The sequence below is a fragment of the Streptomyces sp. NPDC046887 genome, from assembly GCF_040644755.1.
GTDB lineage: Bacteria > Actinomycetota > Actinomycetes > Streptomycetales > Streptomycetaceae > Streptomyces > Streptomyces lichenis.
In genome coordinates this window covers 90,992-107,993 of record NZ_JBEYXH010000023.1, presented here as the reverse complement: position 1 = coordinate 107,993, position 17,002 = coordinate 90,992, and the positions used below count along the sequence as shown (strand labels likewise).

The window sequence follows — 17,002 nt, the reverse complement described above, 5'->3', positions numbered from 1 at the left end:
GCCCGCGTGACCGAGGATCACCCGCAGCCCCGGACGGGCTTCGACCAGCTCGGGCAGCAGGGTGACCTCCTCGCCCCAGGTGTGCAGCAGCAGCGCCACGCGGCCCCCGGCCGTTTCCCCCATTCCGCCGCCGTCTCCAGCGGTTACCCGAGACACCCATTGACGCAGCTCACGGCGAATACTAACTTCACCATACGGATGAGTGATTCCGCCCAGCGGAAAGCATGCAACCGACAGGTACAGCGAGCACGGCCCCCGCGAGGACAATGAGCAGCAGCGGCGGCGGCACGGAGAAGGGTGTGGGAATGGGTCAGCAGGAGAAGCCGGCGACGAGCCTGACCGGAGCGGTCAGCGAGGAGATCAGCGCCTCCCTCGCCCCGGTGGACGAGGAGCTCGCCCGCCGCTACCCCGGCGACCCCGGCACCCGCCAGCCGGTCCACACCGTCTACGTCCCCGGCGACGTCTTCGACGCGCACACCATCCGCTCCTGGGGCGACGCCGCCCTCGCCGCCCTGGACGAGCACGCCCCCGACGCCGGCACCCTCGCCGCCGTCCTCGGCCTGCCCGACGCACTCGCCGACGACATCCACACCCGGGTCCGCGCCAAACTGGAACGCGAACCCGTCGAAGACCTGCGCGTCGACTTCGAGGACGGCTACACCCCCGCATCCCCCGACGACGAGGACGGCCACGCCGCCCGCGCCGCCCACCTGATCGCCGAGGCCCACGCCGCCGGCACCGCCGCCCCGTACATGGGCATCCGCATGAAGTGCATGGAGGCCGCCGTACGCGACCGCGGCATCCGCACCCTGGACATCTTCCTCACCGGCCTGATGGAGGCCGGCGGCCTGCCCGAGGGACTGGTCCTCACCCTGCCCAAGGTCACCTACCCCCAGCAGGTCACCGCGATGGTCCGGCTGCTGGAGCAGTTCGAGAAGGCCCGCGGCCTCGCACCCGGCCGGATCGGCTTCGAGATCCAGATCGAGACCAGCCAGTCCATCCTGGCCGCCGACGGCACCGCCGCCGTCGCCCGCATGATCGACGCCGCCGAGGGCCGCGCCACCGGACTCCACTACGGCACCTTCGACTACAGCGCCTGCCTCGGCGTCTCCGCCGCGTACCAGGCCAGCGACCACCCCGCCGCCGACCACGCCAAGGCGATCATGCAGGTCGCCGCCGCCGGCACCGGCGTACGCGTCTCCGACGGCTCCACCAACGTGCTGCCCGTCGGCACCACCGAGAAGGTCCACGACGCCTGGCGGCTCCACTACGGCCTCACCCGCCGCGCCCTGGCCCGCGCCTACTACCAGGGCTGGGACATGCACCCGGGCCACCTGCCCACCCGGTACGCCGCCGTCTTCGCCTTCTACCGCGAGGGCTTCGAGCAGGCCGCCGCCCGCCTCGCCGCCTACGCCAACCGGGCCGGCGGCGACGTCATGGACGAGCCCGCCACCGCCAAGGCCCTCAGCTCCTACCTGCTGCGCGGCATCGACTGCGGCGCCCTCGACACCGCCGAGGTCGCCCGGCACACCGGCCTCACCCGCGCCGACCTCGACGGCTTCGCCGCCCCCCGCCGCGCCGAACTGACCACCCACACCCGCTGACCGCGCCGCCCAGGAGCCCCTCCCACCCGCCGGGGGAGGGGCACGCCGCCCGTCCGGCACCCACGGGCGCCGTCAGCCGGCGTCCGCCAGCCGCCGGCCGAAGGCTGTCAGACGGGGGAGCCGTCCACCGACGTCCGCAACAGCGCCAACCGACGTCCGCGACAACCGTCAGCCGCGGCCTCCGCAGCCCGGCATCCCCGGTGGCCGTCAGTCCTCCGCCGGCGGCACCTCGCCCGAGCCTCGCGCATACAGCACCGTGGGCAGCTCCGTACGCGACGGGGCGTCATCGAAGCCCTCCAGCCGCCGGAACAGCCGCTCCGCCGCCGTACGGCCCAGGGCCGCCGCGTCCTGCGCCACCACGGTGATCCCGAGCAGATCCGCCAGCTCGATGTCGTCGAACCCCACCAGGGCCACCGGGCGCTCCCACCCCGCCAGCAGCCGCACCACGGTCACCGTCACCCGGTTGTTCCCCGCGAACAGCGCCGTCACCGGCTCCGGACCGGAGAGCATCGCCGCGGCCGCCTCCCGCACCCGCTCCGGATCGGTCGGGCCCAGCGACACCCAGCCGTCCGCCACCGGCAGCTCCGCGTCCTCCATCGCCGCCCGGTAGCCGCGCAGCCGCTCCACCGCCGTATGGATCCGCGGCAGGTCGCCGATGAAACCGATCCGCCGGTGGCCGCCCGCGATCAGATGCGCCACCCCCTGCCGGGCGCCGCCGAAGCTGTCGCTGAGCACCGCGTCCGCCTCGATCCGCCCCGCCGGGCGGTCCACGAAGACCGTGGCCACCCCGGCCCGTATCTCCGGCTCCAGATAGCGGTGGTCCGACCCGGCCGGAATCACGATCAGCCCGTCCACCCGGCGCGCGCACAGGGCCAGCGCCAACTCCCGCTCCCGCTCCGGGTCCTCGGCGCTGGAACCGTTGATCAGCAGCGCCCCGTGCGCCCGGGCCACCTCCTCCACGGCCCGGCTGAGCGGCCCGTAGAACGGGTCGGCCAGGTCCTCCAGCACCAGCCCCACCGTGGCGGTGCGGCCCTTGCGCAGTACCCGGGCGCTGTCGTTGCGCCGGAAGCCCAGCGCCTCGATGGCCTCCTGCACCCGGCGCTCGGTGTCCTGGGTGACCCCCGCCTCGCCGTTGACCACCCGGGACACCGTCTTGAGCCCGACGCCCGCGCGCGCGGCCACGTCCTTCATGGTCGGTCGGCTGCCGTAGCGGGAGGTGGAGCGGCGGACGGTCTCGGCCACGGTGCGCTGTCCTGTCGTGTCGTCGGCGGTGTGGCTCGAAGCATAGGCCCTGGACAACGTTGTCAGGAGAAGCGAGACTGGCGGTACCGTTCTCCATTGATCACCGCAGGCTCCTCGGGGCGAACCGGACCACCGCCCTCCGGCGCCCTCGCACCGACTCCACCCATCGGGGGACCCGACATCATGCATTCCGAGCTCGTCGCCGCGCTGGACATCGGCGGCACCAAGATCGCCGGCGCGCTGGTGGACGGCGCCGGTGGGATCCTCGTCCGGGCGCAGCGGCCGACCCCGGCCCGGGAGAGCGGCGAGACGGTCGCCCGCGCGGTCGAGGCGGTGCTCGCCGAGCTCACCGCCTCCCCGCTCTGGCCGGACGTCCGGGCGGTCGGAATCGGCAGCGCGGGCCCGGTGGACGCCTCCGCCGGCACGGTCAGCCCGGTCAACGTGCCCGCCTGGCGGAACTTCCCCCTGGTGGAGCGGGTCCACCGGGCGGCCGGTGGCCGGCTGCCGGTGCGGCTGGTCGGCGACGGGGTGGCGATCGCCGCGGCCGAGCACTGGCTGGGCGCCGCACGCGGCCATGACAACGCGCTCTGCATGGTGGTGTCCACCGGCGTGGGCGGCGGACTGGTCCTGGACGGCCGCCTCCACCCCGGGCCCACGGGCAACGCCGGGCACATCGGCCACATCAGCGTCGACCTCGACGGCGACCCCTGCCCTTGCGGCGGCCGGGGCTGCGTCGAGCGGATCGCCAGCGGCCCGCACATCGCCCGCCGCGCCCTGGAGAACGGCTGGCGCCCCGGCCCGGACGGCGACACCACCGCCGCCGGGGTGGCCGCCGCCGCCCGCGCCGGCGACCCGGTGGCCGTGGCCTCCTTCGAACGCGCCGCGCAGGCCCTGGCCGCCGGTATCGCCGCGACGGCCACCCTGGTCGAGATCGACATCGCGGTGGTCGGCGGGGGAGTCGCGGGCGCCGGGGACGTGCTCTTCGCCCCGCTGCGGCGCTCCCTGCGCGAGTACGCCACTCTCTCCTTCGTCCGCGACCTGACCGTCGCCCCCGCCCGCACCGGCACCGACGCCGGCCTCCTCGGCGCCGCGGCCGCCGCCACCGCGCACAGAGACCCTCATCCCGGCCTCCCCGCCGGCGTAGGCGGCCTCACCGGCTGACCCTTGCCGCCCTGCCGCTTCCTTCTCTCTCGGGCAACGAATCGAGGGGCGCTCGGAGTGCCCGATCGACGAAGATGGCGAGAGGTCGCCAAAGCGGAAGGGCGGCCGCCGGGTGGGGCGCGGGTGACGTGGGGTCAGCCCACGGCCGCGGCCGGTACCGCTTCCCGTTCGACGACGACCAGGAAGGCGTCGTTCTCCAGGTCCATGACGACCTTGGCGGCCATTCCCTCGTCCCGGCAGGCCCGGGCCATCTCCTCCGCGGGCCAGCTGCCCCTCGGGCCTCCAGCCGGGAACTTCTCCATCACCGTACGCAGCATCCCGCACCCCCTGTGGTGCTCGATCCACTCCTTGGGCCGTGCCTAACGACGCTTGTTCCCCCGGCGTTACGGCTCACGCCGGCATCTCGTCATACCGTCGCAGTCTTTTGGCGGGCGACCGGCGCGTGACGGCGCGGGTTTCCGTGGCAGGGTGTTGCGGGCAAGCCTCTGGGGGCTACCGAAGAGGGGGAACCGTGATCATCTGGATCAACGGTGCGTTTGGTGCCGGGAAGACCAGTGCCGCTCGTGAGCTGGTCGAGTTGATCCCGGACAGCACCCTGTACGACCCCGAGGTCATCGGCGGAGCACTGCGCCGGCTGCTGCCGCCCAAGCGGCTCGCCGAGGTGATGGACTACCAGGACCTGCCGATGTGGCGGCGGATGGTGGTGGACGCGGCCGCGGCCATGCTCGCCGAAGTGGGCGGCGTGCTCGTGGTGCCCATGACCCTGCTGCGCCAGGAGTACCGCGACGAGGTCTTCGGCGGGCTCGCCGCCCGGCGGATCCCGGTGCACCATGTGCTGCTCACCCCGGATGAAACGATCCTTCGCGCCCGGATCGCCGACCGCGAGGTCCCACCCGGCGATTCCGAGGTCGAGGAGCGGGTGCGCCAGTGGTCGTCCGACCACATCGAGCCCTACCGGGCGGCTCGGGACGGCTGGCTCGCGAGGGACGCCTACCCGGTGGACAACGGGCGGCTCACTCCCGCCGAGACCGCGCGTACCATCGCCGACGCGGTGCGCGGGGGACAGGCGGGCGCGTGCAGCATCGTGCAGACACCCGAGCCGACCGGCGAGACCCTGGCGGCCGGGGTGCTTCTCTTCGACGAACGGGATCGGGTGCTGCTGGTCGACCCGACCTACAAGCCGGGCTGGGAGTTCCCCGGGGGAGTGGTCGAGGCGGGCGAGCCCCCGGCGCGCGCCGGCATGCGGGAGGTCACCGAGGAGATCGGGCTGCGCCTGGACACCGTACCCCGGCTGCTGGTGGTCGACTGGGAGCGGCCGCGCCCTCCCGGATACGGGGGGCTGCGGCTGCTCTTCGACGGCGGCAGGATCGCCGCCGACCGCGCCGCACGGCTGCTGCTGCCGGGCGCGGAGTTGCGTGGCTGGCGGTTCGCCACCGAGAGCGAGGCGGCCGGCATGCTGCCGCCGGTCCGCTTCGAGCGGCTCCGCTGGGCCCTGCGGGCCCGGGAGAGCGGCACGGTGCTCAACCTGGAGGCGGGCGTCCCGGTGGGCGTGGGGGAGCTGGTCCGCGATCCGGAGTGAGGCCCGGGGCGCGGATGGGAGCGATCCGGAGTGAGGCGTGCGGATTCCCCGGAGGTGCCTGCCCGGCGGGCAACGGGCAGGCGCCATGGCCGAGACCCATCGGTTCGGTGCGCGAGGGCGCGTACGGATCCGCCCGCCGGCCGGCGGCCGTGGCAGGCACCGTTGCGGTACTAGGCCGCGTCGCGCTCGGCGGCCTCGCGCAGGACGGCGGCGGCGTCCGTGGTGAGGGGGTCGCCGTGGCCGAAGCACACGGTGGTGGGGGCCAGTTGGGCGAAGTGCCGCATCGAGGCCTTGGCCCGCTCGCGGTCCACATGGAAGACACCGAGCCCCACCCGGCCCACCGAGGCCACCGTGTCACCGGTGAACAGCACGCCGTGGCGCGGCAGATGGACGGCGATCGACCCCTCGGTGTGGCCCGGGCCGTGCACCACCCGCGCCCCGTCGCCGAACCCGAGCTCCTCCCCGTCCACCACCTCGCGGTCGACCCGGGTCGGCGGCGCCTCGGGGACGGTGAGCCCGTGCGCGTACAGCGGCACCTCCCAGTCCAGCAGGACCGGTTCGGGTACGGGAGCCTCGCCCCGTACCACCGGGGCGTCCGCCGGGTGGGCCAGCACCTCGGCGCCGTACCGGGCGGCCAGCTCCCCGGCCGCCCCCACATGGTCGCGGTGGCAGTGGGTCAGCACGATCCGGCGCAGCGCCTCGGGGCGCAGTCCCCGGCCGCGTATCGCCGCCTCGATCGCCGGGGCCGCACCGGCCCAGCCGGCGTCGATCAGCGTGAGGTCGTCGTCGGAGTCCCGCCACAGATAGGCCTGTCCGATGGGGAAGCGGAGCATCAGGAGTCGGGGGAGGACCTCGACGCAGTCCGGGGCGGGGGAGGGGCCGGTTCCGGCGGTGGAGGGGGCCTCGGCGGTGGGGAGGGCGTCGTCAGGGGTCATGGGAGGGACGTTAGGAGCGGCGGGGGGCGGGGGGAACGCGGGTCAGCCGTCAGCGGATCCGCTGACGGCTGATCGTTTACGGGAACCGGGCCGGGGCCACCGGTGTCGGGGCCACCGGCCGGCCGGCCGGCCGCCGTCCATCCCACCGGTGCCGGTGCCGGTGGCCGGTCCGCCGGGGGCTACGCCTGGGCGGCGTACTCGGCGAGGAAGAGGGCCTCGGCCACGGACATCCGCTCCAGTTCCTCGGGCGACACGCTCTCGTTCACCGCGTGGATCTGCGCTTCCGGCTCGCTCAGCCCGATGAGCAGGATCTCCGCCTCCGGGTAGAGCGCGGCGAGGGTGTTGCAGAGCGGGATGGAGCCGCCCATGCCGGCCACCTGCATCTCCTGGCCGGGGTAGGCCTCGGCGAGGGCCGCGGCCATCGAGGTGTACGCGGGGCTGGTGGTGTCCGCCTGGAAGGGCTGGCCCTGCCCGACCGGCTCCACCGACACCCGCGCGCCCCAGGGGGTGTGCGCCTCCAGGTGCGCGGTCAGCAGCTTGGTCGCCTCGGCGGTGTCCTGGCCGGGCGGCACCCGCAGGCTGACCTGGGCCCGGGCCGAGGACTGCACCGAGGGGGTCGCTCCGACCACCGGCGGGCAGTCGATGCCGACCACCGTGACGGCCGGGCGGGCCCACAGCCGGTCGCCGACCACCCCGTCACCGATCAGCTCGACCCCGTCCAGTACCCGGGCGTCCTTGCGGAAGTCGTCCTCCGGGTAGCGCAGCCCGGCCCACTCACCGTCCGCCGCCAGCCCGTCCACCCGGGTCGAGCCGTCCTCGGCCCGCAGCGAGTCCAGGACGCGGATCAGTGCGGCCAGCGCGTCCGGCGCGGCCCCGCCGAACAGCCCGGAGTGCAGGTTGCCCTCCAGGGTGTCCACCCGCACCCGCACGGTGGTCATCCCGCGCAGGCAGGAGGTGACCGTGGGCAGGCCCACCCGGAAGTTCCCGGCGTCGCCGATCACGATGGTGTCCGCCGCCAGCAGCTCGGGGTGCGCCTCCGCGTACCGCTCCAGACCGCCGGTGCCCTGCTCCTCGGAGCCCTCCACGATCACCTTCACGCCCACCGGCACGCCGCCGTTGGCCTTGAGGGCGCGCAGTGCGAGCAGGTGCATGATGACCCCGCCCTTGCAGTCGGCGGCGCCCCGCCCGTACCAGCGGCCGTTCCGCTCGGTCAGCTCGAACGGCGGAGTGTGCCACCCGGCCGGGTCCAACGGCGGCTGCACGTCGTAGTGCGCGTACAGCAGCACCGTCGGCGCGCCCTCGGGGCCGGGCAGATAGCCGTACACCGACTGGCTGCCGTCGGGGGTGTCGAGCACGGCGACGTCGTGGAAGTCCTCCGCGCGCAGGGCGTCCGCCACCCAGGCCGCCGCCGCCTCGCAGGCGCTGGGCGGGTACTGCGCCGGATCGGCCACGGACGGGAACGCCACCAGCTCGGCCAGCTCCGCCTTGGCGCGGGGCATCAGGGAGGCGACGGTCTCGGCGATCGGCCGGGTGGCACGGGCGGTCATGGGCACGCTCCTGGTGGGTGCGACGTTGAGACGGGTGCCACCGTGATCGGTACGGCGAACACGAGTCCGATACTCCCACAGGGGGTGGAGCGGGCCCGCGCCGTAGGATGCGGTCCAGAGCAAGGGCCAAAGGTCGGGATCAGGAGCGGAAACAGATCGTGAGCAGCGAGAACGCAGACGCCGGTAACACCCACCCGGATGACGCCCCCTCCGGTGACGGTCCCTCCGCGCCGGTCTGGGACGTCGTGGTGGTGGGCGCCGGGCCCGCCGGAGCGTCCGCGGCCTATGCCGCGGCCGTCACCGGGCGCCGGGTGCTGCTGCTGGAGAAGGCGGAGCTGCCCCGGTACAAGACCTGCGGCGGCGGCATCATCGGCCCGTCCCGGGACGCCCTGCCGCCCGGTTTCGAACTGCCGCTCCAGGACCGGGTGCACGCCGTGACGTTCTCGCTGAACGGCCGCTTCGCCCGCACCCGCCGCGCCAAGCGCATGATGTTCGGCCTGGTCAACCGGCCCGAGTTCGACGCCGGCCTGGTGGAGCAGGCGCAGAAGGCGGGCGCCGAGCTGCGTACCGGGGTCACCGTGTCCCGGGTGGAGCAGCACGGGACGACGGTGCCGGACCGGCGCACCGCGGCGGTGGTGCTCGCCGACGGCGAGGTGGTGCTCGCCCGCGCGGTCGTCGGCGCCGACGGCAGCGCCGGGCGGATAGGGGCGCATGTCGGCGTCAAGCTCGACCAGGTCGATCTGGGCCTGGAGGCGGAGATCCCGGTGCCGGAGACGGTCGCCGAGGACTGGGCGGGCCGGGTGCTCATCGACTGGGGCCCGATGCCGGGCAGTTACGGCTGGGTCTTCCCCAAGGGCGACACCCTCACGGTGGGCGTGATCTCGGCGCGCGGCGAGGGCGCCGCGACCAAGCGCTATCTGGAGGACTTCATCGCCCGGCTGGGTCTGGCCGGCTTCGAACCCGCCGTCTCCTCCGGCCATCTGACCCGCTGCCGCACCGACGACTCCCCGCTGTCCCGGGGCCGGGTGCTGGTCTGCGGCGACGCGGCCGGACTGCTGGAGCCGTGGACCCGGGAGGGCATCTCCTTCGCGCTGCGCTCGGGTCGGCTGGCGGGGGAGTGGGCGGTGCGGATCGCCGAGGCGGGCGACGCGGTGGACGCCCGCCGCCAGGCGCTGAACTACGCCTTCGCCATCAAGGCGGGCCTCGGGGTGGAGATGGCGGTCGGCAAGCGCATGCTGGCGCTGTTCGCCAAGCGCCCCGGGCTGCTGCACGCCACCCTGACCGGCTTCCGTCCGGCGTGGCAGGCGTTTGTGGACATCACCCGCGGCAAGACCACCCTGGGCGGCCTGGTACGCGGCTCCTCCGTCGCCCGGCGCGCCCTGGACGCCCTGGACCGGCGCGGCCGGTAGGCCGACGGGGCGGGAGGGGCGGGCTGCCCGGTGGTGCGCTCGGTCAGTGCTCCGGGGCGCCGGGGTCCGGACGGCCCGGAGTGGCGGCGTTGAACCGCCACAGCACCCGGGCGGTGCGGAAGGCGAAGCCGAGGCCCGCGACCGCGCCGGCCGCGATGAGCGTCCCGCGCGCCGCCGAGCCCTCCAGGTCGAAGACCAGCACCGGGGCGGCGGCCAGGCAGAACAGCACCCCGGCGAGAAAGACGGCGGTGACCAGCGCGTAGCCGATCTCCACGGTGATCGCGTCCCGCTGCGCCTGGCTCCTGGTCCCCATGACGGACAGTCTGACCCGGCGCGCGGCCGGGAGACAAGGCGATCGCCTCCCGGCCGCGCACCGGGCCTACTCGGTCGTGGCGCGGCACCGTGGGCAGGGCGCCGCACCCCCGTGGCGGTGCCCTGCCCTCGGCCGGTGCCGGCCGCGACCTGTCTCGGCTGCGACGGATTCCAGCGGCGATCCGTATGAGCGGCGGCCCGGATCAGTCGCGGGCGGCGACCGGTGCCGCGGCACCCACCGGCTCGGCGGTCTCCGGCTGGGCGGTCACCGGCTCGGCGCCCACCGGCTGGGCGGTCACCGGCTCGGCGGTCTCCGGCTGGGCGGAGGCCGGGGACGCGGGGGACGGGGCGGGGACGGTGGACTTGGTGGTCAGCGGGATGCTCTCGGAGGAGGCCACCACCAGGGACGGGGCCGAGCGGCGGGCGCGGACCCCGGTGAGGGTGACCAGCAGGCCGACCACGGCTATCGCGGTCACCACCGCGAGACCCGGCCGGAAGCTGTCCAGCACCGCCTGCGGCGACTCGCCCTCGCCCCCGCCGGCGGTGATCACCGCGGTGACCACCGCGAGGAAGATCGCGCCGCCGACCTGCACCGAGGTGTTGAGCAGCCCGGAGACCATGCCCTGCTCGTCGTCGTCCACGCCGTTGGTGGCCTGGATGTTGAGCGAGGGGAAGGTCAGTGCGCAGGCCGCGCCCAGCAGCAGCATCGCCGGCAGGATCACGGCCGCGTACCGGGGCGTCAGATCGACCTGGAGGAAGATCGCGTACGAGGCGACCAGCAGGGTGAAGCCCAGGGCGATCACCCGTGGGGTGCCGAAGCGGTCGACCACATCGCCGATCTTGGTGGAGGAGATCGCCACCAGTGCGCCGGCCGGCAGGAAGGCGAGGGCGGTCTGCAGCGCGGACCAGCCCAGCAGGGACTGCATGTACTGGGTGGCGATGAACTGGAAGGCCACATAGGAACCGAAGAAGGCGGCCGCGCCGAGCTGGGCCCGGATCTGCGAACCGGAGCGGAGCACGCCCAGCCGGAGCAGCGGGCTGGCGCTGCGGCGCTCGATCGCCACGAAGAGGGCGAGCAGCGCGGCCGCCGCGGCGAAGGAGAGCAGCGTACGGGCGGAGGCCCAGCCGGCCTCGGGGGCCTGCACCACGGTGAACACCAGCAGCAGCATGGCGGCGGTGCCGGTGACGGCGCCGGGCACGTCGTAACCGCCGCGGGTGTTCTCACGGGCGCTGTGCGGGATCAGCCGGGCGCCGATCACCAGGGCGATCAGGGCGATGGGCGCGGGGAGCAGCATGGTCAGCCGCCAGCTCACCTCGGTGAGCAGCCCGGACAGCACCAGGCCCATGGAGAAACCGGTGGCCGCGCAGGTGGTGTAGATCGACAGGGCGCGGTTGCGCTGCGGGCCCTCCTTGAAGGTGGTGGTGATGATGGACAGTCCGGCGGGTGCGGTGAACGCGGCGCTGAGCCCCTTGATGAAGCGGCTGGCGATCAGCAGCGGTCCGGAGTCCACCAGCCCGCCGAGCAGCGAGGCGAGGGCGAAGACGGCGAGCGCCACCAGGAACACCCGGCGCCGGCCGAGCAGGTCGGCGGCCCGGCCGCCGAGCAGCAGCAGTCCGCCGTAACCGAGGATGTATCCGCTCACGATCCACTGGAGCGTGGCGGTGGACAGACCGAGGTCGCCGGCGATCGACGGGAGGGCGACACCGACCATCGACACGTCGAGCGCGTCGAGGAACATCGCGGCGCAGAGCACGAGCAGGGTGCCCCACAACCGGGGGCTCCAGCGGTCCTCCGCCGGTGAGGCCCCGGCAGGGGAGGGGACGTTGAGCGCAGAAGTCATGGTCAGCACAGTACATGCACGTACATCGAATGCAAGCGCATTTAATTCCGGTGCAACGAACGGCCGGAGTGGGGTAATGTGACTCCATGGCAGTGACGAAGATCGAACGTGCGCTCGTGGAGCGGTGGCGTGACGTCCTCTCGCTGCACGCGCGCACCACCTGCGAGCTCGACCGCGCCCTCCATCCGTACGGGATCGGCGCCAGCGACTTCGAGGTGCTGGACGTCCTCGTGGAGGCGGCCGGGCACGAGTCCTGCGACACCTACCGGGTGCAGGAGCTGGCCTCCCGGGTGCACCTCAGTCAGAGCGCGCTGTCCCGGCTGGTCGCCCGGCTGGAGAAGGACGGACTGGTCGCGCGCGGGATGTGCAGCGAGGACCGGCGCGGAGTGCGCGTGGTGCTCACCGAGAAGGGGCGCGCCCGGCATGCCGAGGCGCAGCCCGTCCAGCGCTCCGTGCTCAGCCGGATGCTCAGCGGGCAGGCGGCGCCGGAGCGGCCGACGACCGCCGGAGAGTCGGGCGCGGCACAGGGATAGGCGACGATCCGGGCGGGCGGTCGGCCGGTGCGAAGGGCAGGGTCCGGGCGGCCGGTGCGAAAGGCGGGGTCCGGGCGGCCGACGGTCAGTCGGTACGAGGGGCAGGGTCCGGGCGGCCCGAGGTCAGCCGGTGCGAGGGACAGGGCTTGGGCGGTCGGCGGTCAGCCGGTACGAGGGGTCGCGGAGGCGTTCCGTACCGCGTAGCCGGTGAGCGCCGCCGCACTCGCCAGCAGGGCCACCGTGGTCAGGGCCAGCGGCAGGGAGAACCACTCGGCCAGGAAGCCGATGGCGGGCGGTCCGAGCAGCATCCCGCCGTAGCCCAGGGTGGAGGCGGCGGCCACCCCGTCGGGTCCGGCCAGCGCCCCGGCCCGGTCGATGGCGACCGGGAAGAGGTTGGCCAGTCCCAGGCCGGTGATCGCGAAGCCCAGCAGGGCGAAGCCCACCGACGGCGCCAGTGCGCCGAGCAGCATCCCGGCCGCCGCCGTGGCGCCGCCGGCCACCAGGGTCCGGGTCTGGCCGAGCCGTTCGAGCAGGGCCGTTCCGCTGAGCCGCCCCACGGTCATCGCCAGCGCGAACGCCGAGTACCCGGCCGCCGCGATCCCCGGGTGGGCGTGCAGGTCCTGCTCCAGGTGGAGCGCTCCCCAGTCCGCCAGCGCCCCCTCGCCGTACGCGGTGCACAGGGCGATCAGCCCGAAGACGGTGACCAGCCGCCGGGACCGCCGGTCCATCCGCCCGGGCTTCCGGAACGGCGGGGACTCCGGGGCGGGGGAGGGGCTCGGCGGTACGGGGGCGGGGTGGCGCAGCAGGGTGGGCGCGGCCGCCGCGGTGAGCAGCAGGCCCACCCCGGTCAGCGCCGCCAGATGGGCCGCCGGGGAGAGCCCGCCCGCGACCAGTCCGCCGAGCCCGGCCCCGAGCATCCCGCCCAGGCTGAACGCGGCGTGGAAACCGGGCATCACGGGGCGGCGCAGGGCCGCGACCAGATCGACCGCGGCGCTGTTCATCGCCACGTTGATCCCGCCGTAGCCGACGCCGAAGACCAGCAGCACCAGACCGAGCGCCAGGGCGGAGTGGGTGAGCGCGGGCAGGGCGATGCTCAGACTGAGCAGCACGGCGGCGGCGACCGTCACCCGGTGGCTGCCGTACCGCCGGCACAGCCGGCCGGTCAGGGTCATGGTCACCACCGCCCCGGCCGAGACCCCGAGCAGGGCGAGCCCCAGGCTGCCGGCCGAGGCGCCGGTCTGCGCCTTGATGGCGGGGATGCGGACGACCCACCCGGCGAAGAGGAAGCCGTCCAGGGCGAAGAACACGGTCAGGGCGGTGCGGAGGCGGGACAGGGAGGAGGCGGCGGCGGGGTGCCGTCCGGTGCTCCCCCGTGTGGCGCTCCGGAGTTTGTTCAAGTTCGGCACAAAAGGAGGATAGGGGTGGTGGGGGAGAGTCTTCAAGCCCGGGAGGAGGTGGTGCGGCGGGTGCCGATGGACCGCCGGTGCGGAATGCGAGGGTGCCGCCGGGTGTTCGATCACGGCGGAGAGGTCTGGTGGGCCCCGCCCCTGCCATGGGCGGCGGTCGCCCGCTGAGGAGCGCCGCCGGACCCCCACCACCCGACCGACCCGGCAAGACCCTGGAGTGATCAGCGACATGCGTGTGGAGATCTAGAGCGATGTGGCCTGTCCCTGGTGCTACATCGGCAAGGCCCGCTTCGAGCAGGGCCTCGCCGCCTTCGCCCACGCGGACGAGGTGGAGGTCGTCCACCGCTCCTTCGAGCTCGACCCGGACCGGGCGCCCGGGGACACCATCCCCGTGCTCGACCTGCTGGCCCGGCGGTACGGCCGCACCCAGGACGAGGCCAGGGGGATGGAGGAGCACGTCGCGGCCAACGCCCGCGCCGAAGGGCTCGGCTACCGCACCGAGGGCCGCGACCACGGCAGCACCTTCGACATCCACCGGGTGCTGCACCTCGCCAGGGCGCGGGGCCGCCAGTCCGAACTGCTCGACCTCGCCTACCGGGCCAACTTCGCCGAGGAGCGCTCGGTGTTCGACGCGGAGGTGCTGGCCGCCCTCGGTGTCGAAGCCGGGCTGGACGAGGCGGAGGTGCGCGAGGTGATCGAGGACCGTACGCGCTACGCGGAGGAGGTCCGGGCCGACGAGGCGGAGGCCGCCGCGCTGGGCGCGACCGGGGTGCCCTTCTTCGTACTGGACCGGCGCTACGGGGTCTCGGGCGGCCAGCCCGCGGAGGTCTTCACCCAGGCCCTCGAACAGGCCTGGCAGGGCCGGGACACGGCCACCCCCACCTCCGGTGAGGCCGCCGCCTGCGGTCCGGAGGGCGCCTGCGAGGTCGGGGCGTAGGCCGGGTCCGGGTCCGAGGGGGCGCGGGCCACGACGGGCCCGTGCCCCCTCGGGAACCCGCGACCCCCAGGAGACCGGGGCGGCGCCTTCGCCGGCACGCGCTCCGGCCGGTGCGCGTGCCGGGTATCAGCCGCCCTCCTCGTCGATCTGGTGCTTCCGGGCGGCGAGGACCTGCACGACCATCGCGCGGTCCCCGTGGGTGTGCTCGTAGTGCAGCAGCTTCTCGACGTCGGCGGCGCCGAGCCCCCGGATACGGTGCTCCAACGTGCCGACGGTCAGCTCGTCGTAGTCGGGCAGCGGTAGCCCGGCACGGTCTGCGGTGGTCATCGGGAACCTCCTTGAGGCTCGTCGGCTGTCTCCTCGTGGTCGTGCACCGCCTCGGCGACATCGCGGTCGAGCGCCGCCCTGACCAGAGCGGCGGCGAGGGCCGGCAGCTCGTCCGCACGGACCAGGCCGGCCAGCTCGCCGGGGTCCGTGGGCAGCCCCAGCCGCTCGGCCCCGTCCAGCGCCTTGCGGTCCAGATAGGGGGCGAATTCCGGCCACACCCCCTGGGCCTCCCGCAGGAAGATGTCCGAACCGGCCGGCCCGACGCCCGGCACCTCCTGGAGCAGCGAGCGCGCCTGGTCGACGTCGCCGCCGGCCTTCTCGCGCAGTGTGCGCAGATCGCCGCCGTAGCGGTCCAGGACCAGTCCGGCGGCATCGCCCAGCTGGGTCGAGGTCCGCTCGTCATAGCGTCGGTAGCCGCCCTCGCCCAGCGCGTCCACCCGCTGCTGCCAGTCCGCGTCCCGCATCCGGCGGGCGTCCCGCAGTCCCGCGTCGAACAGGGCGCGCGCCGCCGCGACCGCCACCCCGGCCCTGATCCGGGCGCTCAGCAGCTGGGCCAGGACCAGCAGCTCGTACAGGGGCTGCGGGGTGTCCTTCAGCCGGATGCCCGCCTCCTCGGCGTAGGTGCGGCCCTGCTCGTCCAGCAGCGCCCGTACCGTCGCCCCATCTCCGTGGTGTGCCATGGAAACCGCACCTCCGGTTGGCTTGTGCGTCCGTCCCGCGCCGTCCCGCCTCCTCCCGCGGCCCGCACCGGGTCCGCGTACCGCCGTGCCGCCCGCAGTACCCGTCCACGGGCGGACGAAACGGCACCGGGCGGGTACCGCGGGTACCCGGAGGATGGCTGGGGTACTGCCGCCACGAGGAAAGGGCGAGGAGCGGATCATGGGAGACTCGCCGTCATGAACGGCAAGGCGACGACGACCCGATCACGGCTGGACCGAGGGCGCGGCGCGCTCGGGCCCGCGCTGGAGCTGGTGCACACCGGCCGCGCCCCGACCCGGGCCGTCCTCACCGCCGAGCTGGGCGTCACCCGGGCCACCGCGGGCGCGGTCGCCGCCGAACTGGAGGCGCTCGGCCTGATCCGGGTGGACTCGCGCCCCGCCGCCGCGGCCGGCTCCCAGGGCCGCCCCTCGCACCGCCTGCTCGTCGCCGAGGACGGCCCGGTCGCCCTCGCCGCCCAGGTGCACGCCGACGGGTTCCGGGCCGCCCTGGTCGGCCTCGGCGGGCGCATCGTGGCGACCGCGCCCGGCTGTGTGACGGTGGACGAGGACCCGGCCCAGGTGCTGGCCGCCGTCGTGGACGCCGGTGCGGCGCTGCTGGCGGCCGGCGGGCGGCGCTGCGTCGGCGCCGGACTCGCGGTGCCGTCCGCCGTCGCCGAACCCGAGGGCACCGCGCTCAACCCGCTGCATCTCGCCTGGCCCGCCGGGGCGCCGGTACGGGACATCTTCGCCGCCCTGGTCCGGCAGGCCGGCATCGACGGCCCCGCCTTCACCGGCAACGACGTCAATCTGGCCGCCCTCGCCGAGCACCGCCACGGCGCCGGACGGGGGGCGCGGGACCTGCTCTGCGTCGCCACCGGCCACCGCGGAGTGGGCGGGGCCCTGGTGCTCGACGGCCGTCTGCACACCGGCAGTTCGGGTCTGGCCCTGGAGGTCGGCCATCTCACCGTCAACCCGGCCGGCCGCCCCTGCTACTGCGGCAGCCGGGGTTGCCTGGACGTCGAGGCCGACCCGCTGGCCTTCCTCACCGCGGCCGGCCGCCAGCCCGGGCCCGAGGTCTCCCTGCTCCAGCAGTGCCGCGACCTGCTGCGCACCGAGGCCGACGACCCCGGGGTGCGGGCCGCGACCGCCGAGCTGATCGACCGGCTGGGGCTCGGGCTCGCCGGGCTGGTGAACATCCTCAACCCGGACCGGATCATCCTCGGCGGCCTCCACGGCGAACTCCTGGCCGCCGACCCCGAGCGGCTGCGCGCGGTGGTCGCCGACCGCAGCCTCTGGGGCCGCAGCGGCTCCCTGCCCATCGTCGGCTGCGCCCTTGACCACAACAGCCTCGCGGGCGCCGCCGAGTTGGCCTGGCAGCCGGTCCTGGACGACCCGCTGGCGGCGCTGGGCCACCTGGTCGGCTGACTGGAGCCGGGGTCGGTCCCGGGGCCCGTGCGGTGCGTGCGGTGCG

16 protein-coding genes are annotated in these 17,002 nt (G+C 74.7%); 7 read left to right on the top strand and 9 right to left on the bottom strand.

Going from position 1 to position 17,002, the window contains the following annotated elements; all coding sequences use genetic code 11:
- Positions 1–299 precede the first annotated feature (299 nt).
- Positions 300–1,604: an aldolase/citrate lyase family protein gene (locus tag ABZ945_RS21500; protein WP_361271781.1), complete on the top strand. Its 1,305-nt coding sequence runs from the start codon at positions 300–302 to the stop codon at positions 1,602–1,604.
- A 207-nt stretch (positions 1,605–1,811) separates the two neighbouring features.
- Here ABZ945_RS21500 and ABZ945_RS21495 read toward each other — a convergent pair whose 3' ends face one another.
- On the bottom strand, positions 1,812–2,846 hold the full coding sequence (locus ABZ945_RS21495) for a LacI family DNA-binding transcriptional regulator (protein ID WP_361271779.1): 1,035 nt from the start codon (positions 2,844–2,846) through the stop codon (positions 1,812–1,814).
- A gap of 183 nt (positions 2,847–3,029) precedes the next feature.
- Here ABZ945_RS21495 and ABZ945_RS21490 point away from each other — a divergent pair, with 183 nt between their 5' ends.
- Positions 3,030–4,007 carry an ROK family protein gene (locus ABZ945_RS21490; RefSeq protein WP_361271777.1) on the top strand — a complete coding sequence of 326 codons (978 nt, stop codon included), beginning with the start codon at positions 3,030–3,032 and terminating at the stop codon, positions 4,005–4,007.
- 134 nt (positions 4,008–4,141) lie between these two features.
- On the opposite strand, the gene ABZ945_RS21485 is transcribed toward ABZ945_RS21490, so the two are convergent.
- Complete coding sequence (locus ABZ945_RS21485) at positions 4,142–4,324, bottom strand: hypothetical protein (protein ID WP_248637327.1); 183 nt, start codon at positions 4,322–4,324, stop codon at positions 4,142–4,144.
- Positions 4,325–4,518: 194 nt separating this feature from the next.
- On the opposite strand from ABZ945_RS21485, the gene ABZ945_RS21480 reads away from it, so the two are divergent.
- Positions 4,519–5,586 (top strand): NUDIX domain-containing protein, encoded by a 1,068-nt coding sequence (locus ABZ945_RS21480; protein WP_361271774.1) that lies wholly within the window; start codon positions 4,519–4,521, stop codon positions 5,584–5,586.
- Between the two features lie 170 nt (positions 5,587–5,756).
- Here the strand turns inward: ABZ945_RS21480 and ABZ945_RS21475 are convergent, their stop codons facing one another.
- Positions 5,757–6,419, bottom strand: a complete 663-nt coding sequence (locus ABZ945_RS21475; protein ID WP_361271800.1) for an MBL fold metallo-hydrolase — start codon at positions 6,417–6,419, stop codon at positions 5,757–5,759.
- 281 nt (positions 6,420–6,700) lie between these two features.
- Positions 6,701–8,068 carry a dipeptidase gene (locus ABZ945_RS21470; protein ID WP_361271772.1) on the bottom strand — a complete coding sequence of 456 codons (1,368 nt, stop codon included), beginning with the start codon at positions 8,066–8,068 and terminating at the stop codon, positions 6,701–6,703.
- Positions 8,069–8,175: 107 nt separating this feature from the next.
- On the opposite strand from ABZ945_RS21470, the gene ABZ945_RS21465 reads away from it, so the two are divergent.
- Positions 8,176–9,477 (top strand): geranylgeranyl reductase family protein, encoded by a 1,302-nt coding sequence (locus ABZ945_RS21465; protein ID WP_361271769.1) that lies wholly within the window; start codon positions 8,176–8,178, stop codon positions 9,475–9,477.
- Between the two features lie 43 nt (positions 9,478–9,520).
- On the opposite strand, the gene ABZ945_RS21460 is transcribed toward ABZ945_RS21465, so the two are convergent.
- On the bottom strand, positions 9,521–9,790 hold the full coding sequence (locus tag ABZ945_RS21460; protein ID WP_361271766.1) for a DUF6332 family protein: 270 nt from the start codon (positions 9,788–9,790) through the stop codon (positions 9,521–9,523).
- 202 nt (positions 9,791–9,992) lie between these two features.
- Complete coding sequence (locus ABZ945_RS21455; protein WP_361271762.1) at positions 9,993–11,630, bottom strand: MFS transporter; 1,638 nt, start codon at positions 11,628–11,630, stop codon at positions 9,993–9,995.
- A gap of 86 nt (positions 11,631–11,716) precedes the next feature.
- On the opposite strand from ABZ945_RS21455, the gene ABZ945_RS21450 reads away from it, so the two are divergent.
- Positions 11,717–12,163, top strand: a complete 447-nt coding sequence (locus tag ABZ945_RS21450; RefSeq protein WP_361271759.1) for a MarR family transcriptional regulator — start codon at positions 11,717–11,719, stop codon at positions 12,161–12,163.
- Positions 12,164–12,324: 161 nt separating this feature from the next.
- Here the strand turns inward: ABZ945_RS21450 and ABZ945_RS21445 are convergent, their stop codons facing one another.
- On the bottom strand, positions 12,325–13,569 hold the full coding sequence (locus tag ABZ945_RS21445; RefSeq protein ID WP_361271756.1) for an MFS transporter: 1,245 nt from the start codon (positions 13,567–13,569) through the stop codon (positions 12,325–12,327).
- Positions 13,570–13,822: 253 nt separating this feature from the next.
- Between ABZ945_RS21445 and ABZ945_RS21440 the strand changes: the two genes are divergently transcribed.
- Positions 13,823–14,506 carry a DsbA family oxidoreductase gene (locus tag ABZ945_RS21440; protein WP_361271753.1) on the top strand — a complete coding sequence of 228 codons (684 nt, stop codon included), beginning with the start codon at positions 13,823–13,825 and terminating at the stop codon, positions 14,504–14,506.
- Positions 14,507–14,632: 126 nt separating this feature from the next.
- On the opposite strand, the gene ABZ945_RS21435 is transcribed toward ABZ945_RS21440, so the two are convergent.
- Both ABZ945_RS21435 and ABZ945_RS21430 read right to left on the bottom strand, forming a co-directional pair.
- Positions 14,633–14,833 (bottom strand): hypothetical protein, encoded by a 201-nt coding sequence (locus ABZ945_RS21435; protein WP_248636606.1) that lies wholly within the window; start codon positions 14,831–14,833, stop codon positions 14,633–14,635.
- Positions 14,830–15,513 (bottom strand): endonuclease, encoded by a 684-nt coding sequence (locus tag ABZ945_RS21430; protein WP_361271750.1) that lies wholly within the window; start codon positions 15,511–15,513, stop codon positions 14,830–14,832. The genes ABZ945_RS21435 and ABZ945_RS21430 overlap by 4 nt, the downstream gene beginning before the upstream one ends.
- A 216-nt stretch (positions 15,514–15,729) precedes the next feature.
- Here ABZ945_RS21430 and ABZ945_RS21425 point away from each other — a divergent pair, with 216 nt between their 5' ends.
- On the top strand, positions 15,730–16,956 hold the full coding sequence (locus ABZ945_RS21425; protein WP_361271748.1) for an ROK family protein: 1,227 nt from the start codon (positions 15,730–15,732) through the stop codon (positions 16,954–16,956).
- Positions 16,957–17,002: the final 46 nt, after the last annotated feature.

What these genes read in the sequence shown, in the direction of transcription:
- ABZ945_RS21490 (WP_361271777.1), top strand. Translation starts at nt 3,030, where the DNA reads ATGCATTCCGAGCTCGTCGCCGCGCTGGACATCGGCGGCACCAAGATC.
- ABZ945_RS21485 (WP_248637327.1), bottom strand. Translation starts at nt 4,324, where the DNA reads ATGCTGCGTACGGTGATGGAGAAGTTCCCGGCTGGAGGCCCGAGGGGC.
- ABZ945_RS21475 (WP_361271800.1), bottom strand. Translation starts at nt 6,419, where the DNA reads ATGCTCCGCTTCCCCATCGGACAGGCCTATCTGTGGCGGGACTCCGAC.
- ABZ945_RS21470 (WP_361271772.1), bottom strand. Translation starts at nt 8,068, where the DNA reads ATGACCGCCCGTGCCACCCGGCCGATCGCCGAGACCGTCGCCTCCCTG.
- ABZ945_RS21465 (WP_361271769.1), top strand. Translation starts at nt 8,176, where the DNA reads ATGCGGTCCAGAGCAAGGGCCAAAGGTCGGGATCAGGAGCGGAAACAG.
- ABZ945_RS21460 (WP_361271766.1), bottom strand. Translation starts at nt 9,790, where the DNA reads ATGGGGACCAGGAGCCAGGCGCAGCGGGACGCGATCACCGTGGAGATC.
- ABZ945_RS21455 (WP_361271762.1), bottom strand. Translation starts at nt 11,630, where the DNA reads ATGACTTCTGCGCTCAACGTCCCCTCCCCTGCCGGGGCCTCACCGGCG.
- ABZ945_RS21450 (WP_361271759.1), top strand. Translation starts at nt 11,717, where the DNA reads ATGGCAGTGACGAAGATCGAACGTGCGCTCGTGGAGCGGTGGCGTGAC.
- ABZ945_RS21435 (WP_248636606.1), bottom strand. Translation starts at nt 14,833, where the DNA reads ATGACCACCGCAGACCGTGCCGGGCTACCGCTGCCCGACTACGACGAG.
- ABZ945_RS21430 (WP_361271750.1), bottom strand. Translation starts at nt 15,513, where the DNA reads ATGGCACACCACGGAGATGGGGCGACGGTACGGGCGCTGCTGGACGAG.
- ABZ945_RS21425 (WP_361271748.1), top strand. Translation starts at nt 15,730, where the DNA reads ATGAACGGCAAGGCGACGACGACCCGATCACGGCTGGACCGAGGGCGC.